This is a genomic window from Caballeronia sp. LZ034LL, assembly GCF_031451215.1.
Classification (GTDB): domain Bacteria; phylum Pseudomonadota; class Gammaproteobacteria; order Burkholderiales; family Burkholderiaceae; genus Caballeronia.
This window is the reverse complement of sequence record NZ_JARUXR010000004.1, coordinates 1,009,266-1,023,404: the sequence shown is the minus strand read 5'-3', so window position 1 is coordinate 1,023,404 and position 14,139 is coordinate 1,009,266. Positions and strand designations below refer to the sequence as shown.

The 14,139-nt window shown below is 63.2% G+C and carries 15 protein-coding genes; 7 read left to right on the top strand and 8 right to left on the bottom strand.

Going from position 1 to position 14,139, the window contains the following annotated elements:
- Positions 1 to 120 precede the first annotated feature (120 nt).
- On the top strand, positions 121 to 1,599 hold the full coding sequence (locus QCE83_RS32120; protein WP_309820518.1) for an NAD-dependent succinate-semialdehyde dehydrogenase: 1,479 nt from the start codon (positions 121 to 123) through the stop codon (positions 1,597 to 1,599).
- Positions 1,600 to 1,636: 37 nt separating this feature from the next.
- Positions 1,637 to 3,055, top strand: coding sequence for an aspartate aminotransferase family protein (locus QCE83_RS32115; protein ID WP_309820517.1), 1,419 nt, complete (start codon positions 1,637 to 1,639; stop codon positions 3,053 to 3,055).
- 385 nt (positions 3,056 to 3,440) lie between these two features.
- Here QCE83_RS32115 and pqqA read toward each other — a convergent pair whose 3' ends face one another.
- From pqqA to QCE83_RS32100, 3 genes are all read right to left on the bottom strand, one after another.
- The gene (pqqA, locus tag QCE83_RS32110; protein ID WP_008353049.1) at positions 3,441 to 3,515 is read right to left on the bottom strand and encodes a pyrroloquinoline quinone precursor peptide PqqA; all 75 of its coding nucleotides are present in this window, start codon (positions 3,513 to 3,515) and stop codon (positions 3,441 to 3,443) included.
- A 171-nt stretch (positions 3,516 to 3,686) separates the two neighbouring features.
- On the bottom strand, positions 3,687 to 3,863 hold the full coding sequence (locus QCE83_RS32105) for a hypothetical protein (protein ID WP_309820514.1): 177 nt from the start codon (positions 3,861 to 3,863) through the stop codon (positions 3,687 to 3,689).
- Positions 3,864 to 3,891: 28 nt separating this feature from the next.
- Positions 3,892 to 4,125, bottom strand: a complete 234-nt coding sequence (locus tag QCE83_RS32100) for a DUF2795 domain-containing protein (RefSeq protein WP_309820512.1) — start codon at positions 4,123 to 4,125, stop codon at positions 3,892 to 3,894.
- A gap of 120 nt (positions 4,126 to 4,245) precedes the next feature.
- Between QCE83_RS32100 and QCE83_RS32095 the strand changes: the two genes are divergently transcribed.
- Positions 4,246 to 4,482, top strand: coding sequence for a hypothetical protein (locus QCE83_RS32095; RefSeq protein WP_309820509.1), 237 nt, complete (start codon positions 4,246 to 4,248; stop codon positions 4,480 to 4,482).
- Here the strand turns inward: QCE83_RS32095 and QCE83_RS32090 are convergent.
- Both QCE83_RS32090 and QCE83_RS32085 read right to left on the bottom strand, forming a co-directional pair.
- Positions 4,479 to 7,400 carry an EAL domain-containing protein gene (locus QCE83_RS32090; protein WP_309820506.1) on the bottom strand — a complete coding sequence of 974 codons (2,922 nt, stop codon included), beginning with the start codon at positions 7,398 to 7,400 and terminating at the stop codon, positions 4,479 to 4,481. The genes QCE83_RS32095 and QCE83_RS32090 overlap by 4 nt on opposite strands.
- A gap of 171 nt (positions 7,401 to 7,571) precedes the next feature.
- Positions 7,572 to 8,570 carry a helix-turn-helix domain-containing protein gene (locus QCE83_RS32085; protein WP_309820504.1) on the bottom strand — a complete coding sequence of 333 codons (999 nt, stop codon included), beginning with the start codon at positions 8,568 to 8,570 and terminating at the stop codon, positions 7,572 to 7,574.
- A gap of 132 nt (positions 8,571 to 8,702) precedes the next feature.
- Here QCE83_RS32085 and QCE83_RS32080 point away from each other — a divergent pair, with 132 nt between their 5' ends.
- Positions 8,703 to 9,392, top strand: coding sequence for a DJ-1/PfpI family protein (locus QCE83_RS32080; RefSeq protein ID WP_309820502.1), 690 nt, complete (start codon positions 8,703 to 8,705; stop codon positions 9,390 to 9,392).
- Between the two features lie 279 nt (positions 9,393 to 9,671).
- On the opposite strand, the gene QCE83_RS32075 is transcribed toward QCE83_RS32080, so the two are convergent.
- Both QCE83_RS32075 and QCE83_RS32070 read right to left on the bottom strand, forming a co-directional pair.
- The gene (locus QCE83_RS32075) at positions 9,672 to 10,124 is read right to left on the bottom strand and encodes a GNAT family N-acetyltransferase (RefSeq protein WP_309820500.1); all 453 of its coding nucleotides are present in this window, start codon (positions 10,122 to 10,124) and stop codon (positions 9,672 to 9,674) included.
- A 23-nt stretch (positions 10,125 to 10,147) separates the two neighbouring features.
- Complete coding sequence (locus QCE83_RS32070; protein WP_309820497.1) at positions 10,148 to 10,879, bottom strand: ABC transporter substrate-binding protein; 732 nt, start codon at positions 10,877 to 10,879, stop codon at positions 10,148 to 10,150.
- A 129-nt stretch (positions 10,880 to 11,008) separates the two neighbouring features.
- Between QCE83_RS32070 and QCE83_RS32065 the strand changes: the two genes are divergently transcribed.
- The gene (locus QCE83_RS32065; RefSeq protein ID WP_309820495.1) at positions 11,009 to 11,518 is read left to right on the top strand and encodes a cupin domain-containing protein; all 510 of its coding nucleotides are present in this window, start codon (positions 11,009 to 11,011) and stop codon (positions 11,516 to 11,518) included.
- A 68-nt stretch (positions 11,519 to 11,586) separates the two neighbouring features.
- Positions 11,587 to 12,369, top strand: coding sequence for an IclR family transcriptional regulator (locus tag QCE83_RS32060; RefSeq protein ID WP_309820492.1), 783 nt, complete (start codon positions 11,587 to 11,589; stop codon positions 12,367 to 12,369).
- Between the two features lie 31 nt (positions 12,370 to 12,400).
- Here QCE83_RS32060 and QCE83_RS32055 read toward each other — a convergent pair whose 3' ends face one another.
- The gene (locus QCE83_RS32055; protein WP_309820490.1) at positions 12,401 to 12,616 is read right to left on the bottom strand and encodes a YXWGXW repeat-containing protein; all 216 of its coding nucleotides are present in this window, start codon (positions 12,614 to 12,616) and stop codon (positions 12,401 to 12,403) included.
- Between the two features lie 246 nt (positions 12,617 to 12,862).
- Here QCE83_RS32055 and QCE83_RS32050 point away from each other — a divergent pair.
- A partial coding sequence (locus tag QCE83_RS32050; protein WP_309820489.1) for an FAD-dependent oxidoreductase occupies positions 12,863 to 14,139 on the top strand: 1,277 nt, incomplete at its 3' end.

Genomic DNA, 14,139 nt, shown 5'->3' with positions numbered 1-14,139 from the left:
ATGAACAGAAAAAACACCACGCGGGCCGCGCCATAACAAAAAATTCACGACGCGCATGAAGCTTAAAGTGAATGCATCGGATCACTTCAACGAATGCACGCTTTGAGCAAGGAGACAACCATGCTGCTCGGTCATCCCGTTCTCTTCAAATCGCTTTGCTATATCGACGGCCGCTGGGTTCACAGCGACAGCGCCGCGTCGATCGCGGTGCACAATCCCGCGGATCAGAAGGTCATCGGACATGTGCCGATGCTCGACCGGGCGCAGATCACCGGCGCAGTCGATGCCGCCGATCGGGCCTTCCAGTCGTGGCGCTGGATGCCGCAGCAGAAGCGCAGCGCGCTGTTGCTGCGCTGGCATGAACTCATCGTGCGTCATCTGCCGGATCTCGCGGGCATTCTCTCGCTGGAACAGGGCAAGCCGCTTGCGGAAGCGAAGGGCGAGATCGCCTATGCCGCGAGTTTCATCGAATGGTTCGCGAACGAAGCGAAGCGGCTTGCCGGCCGCACGATTCCGACGCATATCGACGGCGCGCATCTCGGCACGGTGATGGAGCCGGTCGGCGTTGCCGCGCTCATCACGCCATGGAATTTCCCGGCCGCGATGATCACGCGCAAGGCCGCCGCCGCGCTCGCGGCAGGTTGCACGGTCGTGATCAAGCCCGCGCACGAGACGCCTTTCTCGGCCATCGCACTGGCGCAACTTGCGGAAGAGGCGGGCTTTCCGCCGGGCGTGTTCAACGTCGTTCTCGGCGAACCGCAGATGGCCATGGAAACGCTCGTCGGCGACAAGCGCGTACGGACCGTCAGCTTCACCGGCTCGACGCGCGTCGGCGCGCTGGTGGCACAAACGGCGGCTGCATCGGGCATCAAGAAGCTCGCGCTGGAGCTGGGCGGCAACGCGCCGTTCATCGTGACGGAAGACGCCGACCTGGAACAGGCGATGCGCGTCGCGGTCGGCGCGAAGTTTCAGACCTCCGGACAGGACTGCTGCGCGGCGAACCGCATTCTCGTGGCACGGCCGCTTTACGAGGCATTCGTCGAAGGTTACTCGGCGGCGGTGCGCGCGCTCCGCGTGGGCAGCGCATTCGAAGCGGACGTGGATGTCGGCCCGTTGATGCATCAGGCCGCGTTCGACGCCACGGTGGCACGCGTGGAAGACGCAAAAGCGCAAGGCGCGCGCGTGACGGCGGGCGGTCGGCCGCATGCGCTCGGCGGCTGGTTCTATGAACCGACCGTGGTCGCGGATGCTCAACCCGGCATGCGGATTTACGACGAAGAGAACTTCGCGCCGATCTCCGCGATTTCCCCGTTCGATACGCTCGATGAAGCCGTCGCACGCGCCAACGATACCGATTACGGCCTCGCCGCCTATGTCTGCGCGACGCGCATCGACACCATCTTCCAGCTCGTGCGGCGGCTCGACTTCGCAATGGTCTCGGTCAACGGCGTGAAGTTCACCGGCGCGCCGATTCCCTTCGGCGGCATGAAGTCATCGGGACTCGGACGGGAAGGCGGTGCGGAAGGCTTCGAGCCTTTCGTCGAAACGAAATACTTTTGCCTCGGCAATCTCGGCCTGCCGCTTACGAGCGCGGCCTGAATCATCACACGGACAACGCTGAATCAAGGAGAAGGACATGACCCAACAGAATCAATCGCTCGACCAGCTGTTCGCGGAAGACCGCGCCCACTTCATGCACCCGTCCACGCATGCGCACGATCACGCGAGCGGCGCGCTGCCCGGCAAGATCGTCACGGGCGCGAAGGGCGTTCGCATCCAGGATCATCAGGGAAAAAGCTATATCGATGCGTTCGCAGGTCTCTATTGCGTGAACATCGGCTATGGCCGCACGGAGGTGGCCGAGGCCATCTATGAGCAGGCGAAGCAGCTCGCGTATTACCACACCTATGTCGGTCACTCGACCGATACGATCATCGAACTGTCGTCGCGCATCATCGACTGGTCGCCTGAGGGCATGAAGAAGGTGTATTACGGCATGTCCGGATCGGACGCCAACGAAACGCAGATCAAGATCGTCTGGTACTACAACAATGTGCTCGGGCGTCCGAACAAGAAGAAGATCATCTCACGCGAGCGCGGTTATCACGGCTCCGGCATCGTGACCGGGAGCCTGACGGGTCTCGCGAGCTTTCATCAGAACTTCGACCTGCCCATCGAGCGGGTCAAGCACACGGTCTGTCCGCACTGGTATCGCAAGGCGCCCGCCGGCATGAGCGAAGCGCAGTTCACGGCGTACTGCGTCGAGGAACTCGAAAAGCTGATTGCGAAGGAGGGCGCGGACACCATCGCCGCCTTCATCGCCGAACCGGTGATGGGCACGGGCGGCATCATCGCGCCGCCGCAAGGCTATTGGGAAGCCATTCAGGACGTGCTGCGCAAGCACGACATCCTGTTGATCTCCGATGAAGTCGTGTGCGGCTTTGGACGCCTGGGCTCGAAGATGGGCGCGCAGCACTTCGGCATCAAGCCGGATCTGATCACGGTCGCGAAGGGACTGACGAGCGCGTATGCGCCGCTGTCGGGCGTGATCGTCGGCGAGAAAGTGTGGGACGTGATCGAGAAGGGATCGCGCGAATTCGGCCCGATGGGTCACGGCTGGACCTATTCGGGACATCCGATCTGCGCCGCCGCCGCGATTGCCAACCTGGACATCCTGCAGCGCGAGAACCTCACGCAGAATGCCGCCGATGTCGGCGCGTATCTTCAGCAGCAACTGCACGCCGCGTTCGATGCGCATCCGCTGGTCGGCGAAGTGCGCGGCGCGGGCATGCTGGCAGCGCTGGAGTTCATGGCCGACAAGGATGGCCGCAAGCCTTTCGATGCGGGCCTGAAGGTGGGACCGAAGGTGTCGGCTGCGGCGCTCGAGCGTGGCGTGATTGCACGGGCGATGCCGCATGGCGACATTCTCGGCTTTGCGCCGCCGCTCGTGACGACGCGCGACGAGGTGGACGAGATCGTCGGCATCGTGAAACAGGCGGTGGATGCTGTTTCGAATGAGGTGATTGGTTCGGCGTTGTCGACGCAGGCGGTTTGAGGCTTGCTTCGGTGGTATTCGTTCGTATGGGAACGCGGGTTGCTGTGTTTCTCATCAATGCACCTTCGAAAGGGGACTGAAGATGAGCGAGAGCGAAGAGAAACGGCATCAGCAGCCGACTTCCGCACCACATCCCAACGCGGCGGAGATCGAGCCCGAGAACAGGCGCCTGGATCAACATCCGCATCAGACGGCGGAGGTGCCTTATGGGTCCGGCAATCAACCGGAAATCGCGGGCCATGGCGGGATGGATCCTGAGCCCGCCGCGAAGCCTGAGTCCGCTGAGCGGCATACTGAGTCCATACCGCGTAAATAAGTCCGTCGTCTCGACGGCATCAAAGCAAAACGGCCACTTACGTGGCCGTCTTGTCATTCAGGCTCCGACTTAACGCGTGGCGATGTACATCGTGATTTCAAAGCCGAAGCGCATATCGGTGAAACTCGGCGTTTCCCACTTCATAGAGCCTCCTTGTGCAATTGGTCTGGCCTGGCGGTTGCCGGGGCCATTGCGCGGTTCCACTGTTGCCAGGCGCCGTGCATAGCCGCGCACCCCAGATCGACGCACTTTTGATGCTAACCCGACTTCGATACTGAAACGATTGGAATTTGCCCAAGCGTCCATTTAAATTTTTTATAGAGGACGAGGCGGGTTTCCATCATCGTCAGGCACTGTGTCTGTTTTGTCAGGATTCTTTTCGAGTGCTTCGCCGGGCTTCGGGATTACCCTGTCTACATCTTGCTTGTCGATATTGCTCAGATTATTGCCGCCCGGTGCGCGCGGCGCTTCATGCGGATGATTTTCTGCCATTACGGTTTCCTCAATGCAGTCCGTGAAATCACTCGACGCGCGTAGCTTCGCGCAACACAGCGTCCGCACTGTCGAAATTGCGCTCGTTCATCCGGTTGAGCACGGCCATGACTTCACCGTCGGCGCCATTGCTTTTCGCAAGCGCGAGCAGTTTTTCCTTGCCCAGTGGATAGACCGCGCCTCTCAGGGCTTGCTCGATTTCGTCGGGGCGCGGTTCATCGGGATGCCGATGATTCTGCGCATGTGCCGGATGTTGTGCCATGGTTCGCCTCCAAGTTCATCTGCCAATAACTTCTTTTTCGCAGCAACGGTCGTTCCTGTGTTGCAGGAGCGCTTGATGCTTGTCGAAACAGGGAATTAACCGTGATAAGGAAGCGACAACATGACCATTACAGCAGAGCGCCTCTCGGACACCGAGGTCAAGGTGGAGGACACCATCTACTCGTTCGATGCAAAGATCAAGGCCGACGCTTTCCAGCAGTGCCTGGTGAACGATTCAGTCGAGACGTGCGCAACGAATCATGCGCCCTTGAAAACACGCGCAGCGCATGAAGCGAGCGGCGCACCGCAGGGTGAACCGGGCAGCATCATTTCGCCGTCGCTGGGCGGCATGCCTTAAAGCGTGGCGCTGACGTTCGTTGCGCGCGGCGCGAGCGATGCACGTGTGAGCGCCTGAAGGGGCATGGGCTTGTCGAAGAAGTAGCCCTGGGCCTGCGCGGCGCCCATGTCGCGCAGTACGGCGAGTGTCGCCGCGTCTTCCACGCCTTCGGCGACAAGCGTGAGATCGAGCGATTCGGCCATGCGCACGATGGCGCGAACTATCGCGCGGCTACGCGGACTTTCAGTCAGTTCAAGAATGAACGACTTGTCGATCTTGAGCCCGGTGAACTGATACTGGTGGACATAGCTCAGCGACGAGAAGCCCGCGCCGAAGTCATCCAGCACGACGGACATGCCGTTGTCCGCAAGCCGCTGCATGGTGCGTCGTGCGAGATCCGGCTCGGCAACGAGCGCGCCTTCCGTCAGTTCGAGACATACGCGCGACGGCGATACGCGATAGCGCCGCAGCAGCGCAAGGACGTCGTCGGCGAATTCCGGACGCGTCATGCTGTAGCTGGAACAGTTCACATGCACCGGCGGCCAGTGCGCGAAGCTTGCATGGGAGAGAATGGCTGCGACGCGTTCGAGCATGTAGAGATCGAGCCGTCCGATCAGCCTCAGCCCTTCCACCGACGGCAGGAATTCCCCCGGCGCGACGATACGGCCGTCCGGCTGCTGCCAGCGGATCAAAGCTTCCAGCGCGACCACCTCGCCGCTCTTCACATCGACGATAGGCTGGAAATAAGGCAGCAATTCGTCATCGCGCTTGATCGCGTTGCGCAGCGCGCCTTCACGTTCCACTTGATCCGATACCTGCCGGCGCAGCTCCTGATTGAACACGACGAAGCTGTCGCGGCCTGCGTTCTTGACGCGGTACATCGCGGTATCGGCGTCGCGCAGCAGGTCAGCGGGCTCGGTGTGGAACTCGCTGTCGGCACTCACGATACCGATGCTGCACGACGAAAACACCACATGCTCTTCAATGTGAAACGGCAGGTCGAATGCGGCGAGAATGCGCTTGGCGATCGCGACGGCTTCGCGTACCGGCGCGTCCGGCGAGAGCACGGCGAACTCGTCGCCGCCCAGTCGCGCGAGCAGATCGCCGGGGCGCAGGCAATCGCGCAAACGGGCCGCGGCCTGCACCAGCAGCATGTCGCCGAAGTGATGGCCCAGGCTGTCGTTCACGACCTTGAAGCGGTCCAGGTCGATGAACATCACCGAGAGGTCATTGGCGTGGCTCAGGTACTCGGTCCACGCAAAACGCAGCTTGTGCATCAGATGGCTGCGGTTCGGCAGGCCCGTCAATGAATCGTGCGAGTTCTCGTAGAGCAGGCGCGCGTTGACGTCGTCGAGCTCACGCGTGCGTGCCTGCACGCGCGCTTCCAGTTCGAGGTTGGCGGCGTGCAGCGCTTCGGCATCGCGACGACGCGAGAGCGCGGTGTCGATATGGCGCGAAACGAACGTGAGCAGTTCCTGATCGCGCAGCGAATAACGCACGAGCGGCGAATAGCTTTGCACGGCCAGCACGCCGCGCACGACGTCGCCGTCGAAGAGGGGAATGCCGAGCCACGAGCGCAGCCGCACTTCGCTGTGCTCGATCTCGAACGCGCCATCTTCGATGAGCCGCAACGCCTCCTGATGATCGATCAGGCGCGCACGCCGCTCGCGGATCACGTACTCGGTCAGGCCACGCTGCCCGCGTCGCGGAGCAGGGCGCTCCTGCACGATTTCATCGACGTAATAGGGAAACGACACCTCGCCCGTATCGGTTTCGAACAGGGCGATGTAGAAGTTGCGGGCATAGAGCAGTTCGCCGACGATGCCGTGCAGGCTGCGAAAGAACTCCATCGTGTCGCCTGGCCGGCTCGACAGTTCCGCGATCTGATAGAGCGCCGCCTGCAAGTGCTCGGACCGCTCGCGCTCCGCGATGCCATGACGCAGCGCGGCGTTGAGCTTGGAGAGTTCGGAGGTGCGTCGCGCGACCTGCTCTTCGAGATCGGCGCGATGCAGGATCCGGTCGAGCGCCATGGCGACGTGCCGTGCGACAACGAGGAACAGCGCGCGGTCTTCGGCGGTATAGATGCGCGAGACGTCGTAGACCTGCATCGCCAGCATGCCGAAGACTTCATCGGATGCATTCTTGAGCGGCGCGCCCATCCAGAACTCGGGGCGGTCGCCGATGCAGTAGAAGCGGCCTTCGCGTTCCGCCGTGCAGATGTCCTCGTTGGTGATGAACAAGGGCTGGGCGCTGGTCAACACCTGCCCGGTCATCGACAGGCGCGCCGGATTCAGGATGTCGTAGTTCTCGGCGGCGACCACATCGGTGTCGATCACGTCGACGTAGTACGGATAGGTGATCTTGCCGGTCTTGCGGTCGTAGAGCGCGAGATAGAAGTTCTCGGCGTCGATCAGGGTGGCGAGCCGTTCATGCACGCCGCGCAGGAAGTCGGCGCGCTCGGGTACCGAGCTTGCCAGATTGGCGATGTCATAGAGCACGCGCTGGGTAAGCTGGGCGCGGGCGAGCACATCGGCCTGGACACGTTCGCCGAGCGTGCGGGCGAGTTCGGCGAGACGCGGGTCATCACGTTGTACAGCCGGGGCAAGCAGCCAACCGAGTGTGCTTTCGCCTCGTCCGGTGGGCCATGCGTGCCAGCCGTGTGTCGCGCACCATTCAGCGAGAGAGTCTTCGGCGATGCTGTGCGGCCAGAGTTGGCCGTTGGGTAAAGAGGCGTCTCCGCGCCGCTCGAGATGCAGTTGCTCACCCGCGCGATACCACGCCCATTGCTGCGGGCAGCCCGACGCAGCGAAATGACGCAGCAGGTATTCGATCGACGGCGCGGCGCTTGCCAAATTGTTTTGTTCCATTGCCGTTGCGGTGGCTGCGGCGAAGGCGCTCGCGCAACCTTCCTGCACGTCGTACGCGGGTAACACGGTCATTGGCGCTCCAGGCCCTGTTGCCGCCCGCGACGGGCGGTTCTCGTTCAGTGACATGTGCCTGCGCGCCGCGCTCAGGGCGCGCGTATCAAGCAAACGTACTTTTAGTGCTAACGGCATCGAGCATACAGGCTTGAGTAGGCAGAGCAAAAAAAGCCGCGGGACAGGAATCCGTTACAGATGCTCAACGGGCGTGACCTCGGAGCCGGTAAATCTGTCCCGATACGTTTGCGGCGGTACCCCGATTGCACGCAAAAAACCGCGCCTCATGGTCTCTTCCGAGCCGAAGCCGCAATGGGCGGCGACGCGCTTGACGGACAGGCGCGTATCACTCAGCAAGCGGCGCGCCGCTTCGAGCCGCATGCGTTCGATGGCGCGCGCCGGCGTCATGCCGGTCTGGGCGCGGTAGTGGCGGACGAAGCTGCGCTCGCTCATGCCCATGCGTTCCGCGAGCACGCTGACGCTGAGGTCGGACCCGAGATGTTCGGCGATCCAGGCGTGCAGTTCGCCAAAGCGCTCGCCGGCATGCTGGAGGGACAGTGCGGTGCTGAATTGCGCCTGTCCGCCGGGCCGCTTGAGGAACACGACCAGATGGCGGGCAACGTCGTGCGCCGGCGCCCGTCCGAGATCGTCTTCGACCAGCGCAAGCGCCAGGTCGATGCCGGCCGTGATGCCCGCGGAGGTCCAGATGTCGCCGTCACGGATGAAGATCGGATCGGCTTCTACGCGCACCGCAGGAAAGCGCGCGGCGAGCTCCGCGCAGCGCGTCCAGTGCGTGACGGCGCGGCGCGCGTCGAGCAAGCCGGCTGCGGCCAGCAGAAACGCGCCAGTACACACGGAAGCCGTGCGGCGCGCATGCACGGAGCGGCTTCGCACCCACTCGACCAGTTGCGGGTCACGCGCCGCCTCATGCACGCCCCAGCCGCCCGCGACGATCAATGTGTCGCAGACCTGATCCGCTGCCGGAAGCGGGCAGGCGACCAGTCCGAGCCCCGCTGATGCGCTCACGGTGCCCTCCCGGGCGATCACGCGAGGCAGATAGGGCAACGGCAGGCCGGCTGTCCGGGCGAGATCGTTCGCGGTGGCGAAAACCTGGAGCGGCCCGGCGACATCCAGCAACTGGACGTTCGGAAACGCGAGGATGTCGACGGGGCGGGGCGTGGTTTGATGCATTTTGGATTCGATAAACCAAAGGCCGAGCGTCAGTCTGGCGTGAAAAGTGGGGAATGTGTCATTTCCGCCAGTGTGAGGAAGCATACCATCGACTTATTCGATGCTCGACGGCTCAATCGCAAGGAGATGACGATGACGCTCAACATTGGCCTGCTGCTGTTTCCCCGCGTGCAGCAACTCGACATGACCGGCCCGTACGACGTGTTCGCACAGCTCGCCGACGCCAAGGTTCACCTCGTCGCGAAGACGCGCGAGCCCGTAAAGTCGAGTGCGGGGATGATCCTGACGCCCGACACCACGTTCGACGACTGCCCTCCGCTCGACGTGATCTGCATTCCGGGCGGGGCCGGCGTCGGCGACCTGATGGAAGACGAGGCGACGCTCGCCTTCATCCGGAGCCAGGCGGCGAACGCGCGCTACGTGACCTCGGTTTGCACGGGCTCGCTCGTGCTCGGTGCGGCAGGGTTGTTGCGCGGCAAACGCGCGACGACGCACTGGGCCTATCACGCGTTGCTGGCGGAGTTGGGCGCCGTTCCGGTGCAGGCGCGCGTGGTGCGCGACGGCAACCTGTTCACGGGCGGCGGTGTCACGGCGGGTATCGATTTCGCGCTGACGCTCGTGGCCGAACTGGTCGGCGAGAGCGAGGCCCAGGCTATTCAATTGCAACTGGAATACGCGCCGGCTCCGCCGTTCGACGCCGGCGATCCGACGCTCGCGCCCGCTTCAGTGCTGGAGCGCGTGCGCGAGCGTTCTGCGCCGTCGTTGGCGGCCCGGAGCGCGATCGTGGCGCGGGTGGCTGAACGGCTCGGGTTGGATGGGTGATGCAGAATGCCAAATGGAGTTATGCGTGCGCAATGCAAAACGCAAAATTCCGGGTGGGGTTGGGGATGTGAAGTGCAAAGGGCGGGGTGGCGTTGTGCGTGCCTATTGCCTATTGCCTAATGCCTAATGCGCTGCGCCCAGCGCCAGAAAGGCATTCGGCATTTGCAATTCAAAACGCAAATTGCCAGTTTGCGTTATGCATGCGTAATGCAAAACGCCGGGTGCACACCGAGGGGCGGGCAAGCGGTGATCTCCCACGGTGTCTAAGTCAACTTCCCCTCACTCTCCGCTTTCGCCCTCAAACCGCTTCTGCAGAAAGTACCGCGGCTGCCCCGCATGAAAATCGGCGATCTCGCCAAACGGTTCATAACCGCAGCGTGCGTATAACGCGCGCGCCGCGGGATTGATCGTGTCGAGCCAGGCGGCCCGGCAGCCGCGCTTCAGTGCCTCGCTTTCAGCGGCCTGGAGCGCGCGCGTCCCGCAGCCCAGGCCGCGCGCGTCATCGCGAATCCATAGCCATTTCACAAAGAGCCAGTCCCACGCGGTGTAGCCCGCGAGACCGCCGATGAAATCGTCGCCGCGATACACCGACACCGCGAGATCGCGATACCGACTCGGTCCAAGCTGCGTGCGATTGAATGCCGCAAGTCCGCCGGAGACGTCCTCTTCGAACGTGGCGTCGATCCAGTCGGTCACGGCGAGCGTGATCTTCCCCGGATCGTCTGCTTGCATGAGCGGCTCGCGCAGAAACGCGTTCAGGCGCCCGGCGCCACCGACGCGCCCCTTATGCCGTGCCGTTCCAGCGCGGCAGCAACGAATCCCGAACGCTTGATTTCTTCCACGAAGCCGCGCAGATAGGTCGCGGCTTCCTCGCCGTGGCTCTTGGGCAGCCCCATCGCCTGCTGGATCACCATGAAGCGGCCGTCCAGCAGACGCACGCCTGGGTGGCGGGCGGCATCGGCCTGCAGTTGTTGCTTGACGCCCGCTGCCACTTCGAGATCATCGCGCAGGAACTCTTCGACCACTGTCTGCGACAACGCCGTGCGCACCAGCTGCGCATGCTTGATCTCGCGTGTGAGGAACAAGTCGTAGGCGCTGGCCTTGCCGACCAGGATCCGGTTGCCTTCGCGGTCCACCTCTTCGTTGCGTGTGATCGGCGACTCCTCACGCACCAGATAGCAGCCTTCGATCAACACATAGGCCGCCGTGAACGCAATGCCCGCGCCGCGCAGCGGATCGATAGCGAAGAAGCCGATGTCGGCGGCTTCGTTCGTGACGGCCTCGACGGACTCCGCCGCCCGGTCGAACGACGTGAACGAAGCAGGCACGCCGAGGCGCGATGCGAGTTCGCGCGCGATGTCGACGGACACGCCGCCCGGCTCGCTGCCCTCCGTGCGATGCGCGAGGATCGGATTGCCGAGATTGATCGACGCACGCAGTGTGCCGGTCGGGGCGAGGGCGTTCAGCAGCGATGAGGACAGGGTCATGGTGGCGTCAGTTGAAGGAAGTGACCAAAGAGAGGACTCGAACGATACGGTCGATTGCATGCAGAATACGCGAACCACGACCGCACTGGCAAAACGCAAAACGCAAAACGCAAGGACAAAGGAACCACCATGCAGCACCAACGCATCGACCCGCGCGAATGGATTCAGCGTCTTCAACTCGCGCCTCATCCCGAGGGCGGCTATTTCCGCGAGACCTATCGCGCGCCCGGCAACGTGACGCGCGAACGAGAAACGCAACCGCGCTCAGCGTCCACCGCCATCTACTTCCTGCTCTGCGATGGCGCGCACTCCGCGTGGCATCGCATTCGTTCCGACGAAGTCTGGCATTTCTACGCGGGCGATCCTGTCGATGTCCACGTGCTCGATGCTCACGGTGCGCTGACCACGCATCGTCTCGGCAATGCGGTGATGCATCCGGCCGCGGCGTTCCAGGCCGTGGTTACAGCCGGCGACTGGTTTGCGGCCGAATGCCGCGGTACGGACGGTGCGGCGCTCGTCGGCTGTACCGTGGCACCGGGTTTCGAGTTCAGCGAGTTCGAACTGGCCGAGGCCGGCGCGCTCGAAGCCCGCTACCCGAACCACCGCGAACTGATCGCACGCCTCGGACCGAAGTCGTGAGCGTGCTTGACGCTGCGGCGCCTGCGGTTATCATCGCGCGCATCTCGACCAGGTGAACGAGGACGGGCATGAGCGGAGTGCGCCGCGGGATTCAATCGATTGAAGTAGGCGGCGCGCTGTTGCGTGCGCTGGTGGATCATGGCGGGCCCATGTTGCTGGGCGATCTCGCGAAAAAGGCGGGCATGTCTTCGGCGAAGGCACATCCCTATCTTGTGTCGTACGGCAATCTCGGCCTGATCCAGCAGGATCCCGCCACCGGCCGTTATGAGCTGGGACCGTTCGCGTTGCAGATGGGACTGATCAGCCTGCAGCGCGTCGATCCGGTGCGCGTCGCGATCGCCGAAGTGGCAAACCTGCGGCCGCCTGTTGAACATACGGTCGCGCTCGCCACCGCCGGCAGCTATGGACCGACGATCGTCCATATCCAGCAGGCCAGCGTGCCCATTCATGTGACCATGCGCACCGGCACTGTGATGTCGCTGTTGCAGACCGCCACCGGCCGCGTGTTCGCCGCCTGGCTGCCGCCCTCGACCGTGGAGGCGCTGGTGGCCATCGAGCGTGCCGGAGTCTTGCAGATCGGTACACGGCGGCGCGACTACACGCGCGGGCAGATCGACGCGATGCTCACTGAAGTACGCGACCGCGGCATCGCGCGGGCCCTCGATGAACCCGTCGCCGGCATCAGCGCAATGAGCGCGCCGGTGTTCGATCATGCCCGTCATATCGTGCTCGCGATCACGGCAATCGGGCCGAGCGGCTCGTTCGACGGCGCATGGGACGGCGACCTCGCCCACGCGCTGCGCGACTGTGCGCAACGCGTGTCGAAGATGCTGGGCTACGTCGCCGCCTGAAGGCTACAGAACGCAACCAAGGCAACCCGCCTCAGACCGGACGCCAGTGTCCCGGCACCCACTGCCAATGGTTGCCTTCCCAGCGGTAATGCCCCTTCACCCATCGGTATCCCTGAGCCGGCGGCGGCGGCATGACTTCGGCTACCGGCGCGGGCTCGGGCGGCCGCGCCGGTTCGACCACGCAGCCCGAGAGCAACACACCCGACGCGATTGCACCGGCCAGCAATATCGAAGCTTTCGTCTTCATTTTTATCTCCCTTGGTTCATGCGACGGATCCGGCCAGCGTGTGGCCGGAGTTTCTGTTGAACGTTCGGCGAAGACGAACCCGTCGTTCGAGGATGTAAATGAATGTAAGCGGGAGCCCAACACCGCCAAATTACGTCCGGGTAAACGCAAATTCAATAATATAAAACCAGTTCTACAATAATGAATCGACGATAGCTTGCTTGACAGTGCGAAGAGGCCTCAGGTCCGCCGATGGAGACGATCTCAATGCCCACGAATTACGGCACTTTGCGTTTTGAATACCAGCGCGCGCCCGATCACGATGCGCCCGCGCCCATGCCCTATCCGGTGGTCGTGGTGGGCGCCGGTCCGGTCGGCCTGGCGACGGCAGTCGATCTCGCCCAGCAGGGCATACGCACCGTGCTGATCGACAACGACGACACCGTCTCGACAGGCTCGCGCGCTATCTGCTTCGCGAAGCGCACGCTGGAAATCTTCGACCGCCTGGGCTGTGGCGACCGGATAATGGAGAAGGGCGTGAGCTGGAATGTCGGCAAAGTGTTCCTGCATGAAGACCTGGTCTACACCTTCAACCTGTTGCCCGAAACCGGTCATGCACGGCCGGCCTTCATCAACCTGCAGCAGTACTACGTCGAAGGCTTTCTCGCCGAACGCGCGATGCAGCTGGACAAGCTGGAGCTGCGCTGGAAGAGCAGCGTGACGGGCGTGACTCAGCATGACGATCATGTCGAACTGCACATCGACACACCGGATGGCGCTTACCGTCTGAAGGCTCAATACGTGGTCGCGGCGGACGGTTCGCGCAGCGCAATGCGTCATGCACTGAACCTCGACAGCCAGGGGCGCACGTTCAAGGATCGCTTCCTGATCGCCGATGTGAAAATGAAAGCGCCGTTCCCCACTGAGCGCTGGTTCTGGTTCGATCCGCCGTTTCATCGCAACCAGTCGGTGCTGCTGCACCGTCAACCAGACGACGTCTGGCGCATCGATTTCCAGCTGGGCTGGGACGCGGATCCGGTAGCGGAGAAAGCGCCGGAGCGCGTCATTCCCAGGGTGCAAGCGCTGCTGGGCGAAGACGCCGAATTCGAACTCGAGTGGGTCAGCGTCTACACGTTCTCCTGCTTGAGGATGGAGCATTTCAGGCATGGCCGCGTGATCTTCGCGGGCGATGCGGCGCATGGCGTATCGCCGTTCGGTGCCCGCGGCGCGAACAGCGGCGTGCAGGATGCGGACAATCTTGCGTGGAAGCTCGCGCTCGTCCTGAACGGCGATGCACCGCACACCTTGCTCGATACCTACGCATCCGAGCGCGAGTACGCCGCCGACGAGAACATCCTCAACTCGACCCGCGCCACCGACTTCATCACGCCCAAGAGCGCGGCCTCGCGTCTGTTCCGCGATGCGACGCTGGAACTCGCGAAGGACTGTCCGTTCGCACGCCGCCTGGCGAACAGCGGGCGGCTGTCGGTGCCGGCGGTGCTGCGTGATTCGCCGCTGAACACGCCCGACGCTGCACGCCATGC

Coding starts and splice junctions, on each gene's coding strand:
- QCE83_RS32055 (WP_309820490.1), bottom strand. CDS start 12,616: ATGAAGACGAAAGCTTCGATATTGCTGGCCGGTGCAATCGCGTCGGGT.
- QCE83_RS32060 (WP_309820492.1), top strand. CDS start 11,587: ATGAGCGGAGTGCGCCGCGGGATTCAATCGATTGAAGTAGGCGGCGCG.
- QCE83_RS32120 (WP_309820518.1), top strand. CDS start 121: ATGCTGCTCGGTCATCCCGTTCTCTTCAAATCGCTTTGCTATATCGAC.
- QCE83_RS32115 (WP_309820517.1), top strand. CDS start 1,637: ATGACCCAACAGAATCAATCGCTCGACCAGCTGTTCGCGGAAGACCGC.
- QCE83_RS32105 (WP_309820514.1), bottom strand. CDS start 3,863: ATGGCAGAAAATCATCCGCATGAAGCGCCGCGCGCACCGGGCGGCAAT.
- QCE83_RS32095 (WP_309820509.1), top strand. CDS start 4,246: ATGACCATTACAGCAGAGCGCCTCTCGGACACCGAGGTCAAGGTGGAG.
- QCE83_RS32070 (WP_309820497.1), bottom strand. CDS start 10,879: ATGACCCTGTCCTCATCGCTGCTGAACGCCCTCGCCCCGACCGGCACA.
- QCE83_RS32065 (WP_309820495.1), top strand. CDS start 11,009: ATGCAGCACCAACGCATCGACCCGCGCGAATGGATTCAGCGTCTTCAA.
- QCE83_RS32100 (WP_309820512.1), bottom strand. CDS start 4,125: ATGGCACAACATCCGGCACATGCGCAGAATCATCGGCATCCCGATGAA.
- QCE83_RS32085 (WP_309820504.1), bottom strand. CDS start 8,570: ATGCATCAAACCACGCCCCGCCCCGTCGACATCCTCGCGTTTCCGAAC.
- QCE83_RS32075 (WP_309820500.1), bottom strand. CDS start 10,124: ATGCAAGCAGACGATCCGGGGAAGATCACGCTCGCCGTGACCGACTGG.
- QCE83_RS32090 (WP_309820506.1), bottom strand. CDS start 7,400: ATGACCGTGTTACCCGCGTACGACGTGCAGGAAGGTTGCGCGAGCGCC.
- QCE83_RS32080 (WP_309820502.1), top strand. CDS start 8,703: ATGACGCTCAACATTGGCCTGCTGCTGTTTCCCCGCGTGCAGCAACTC.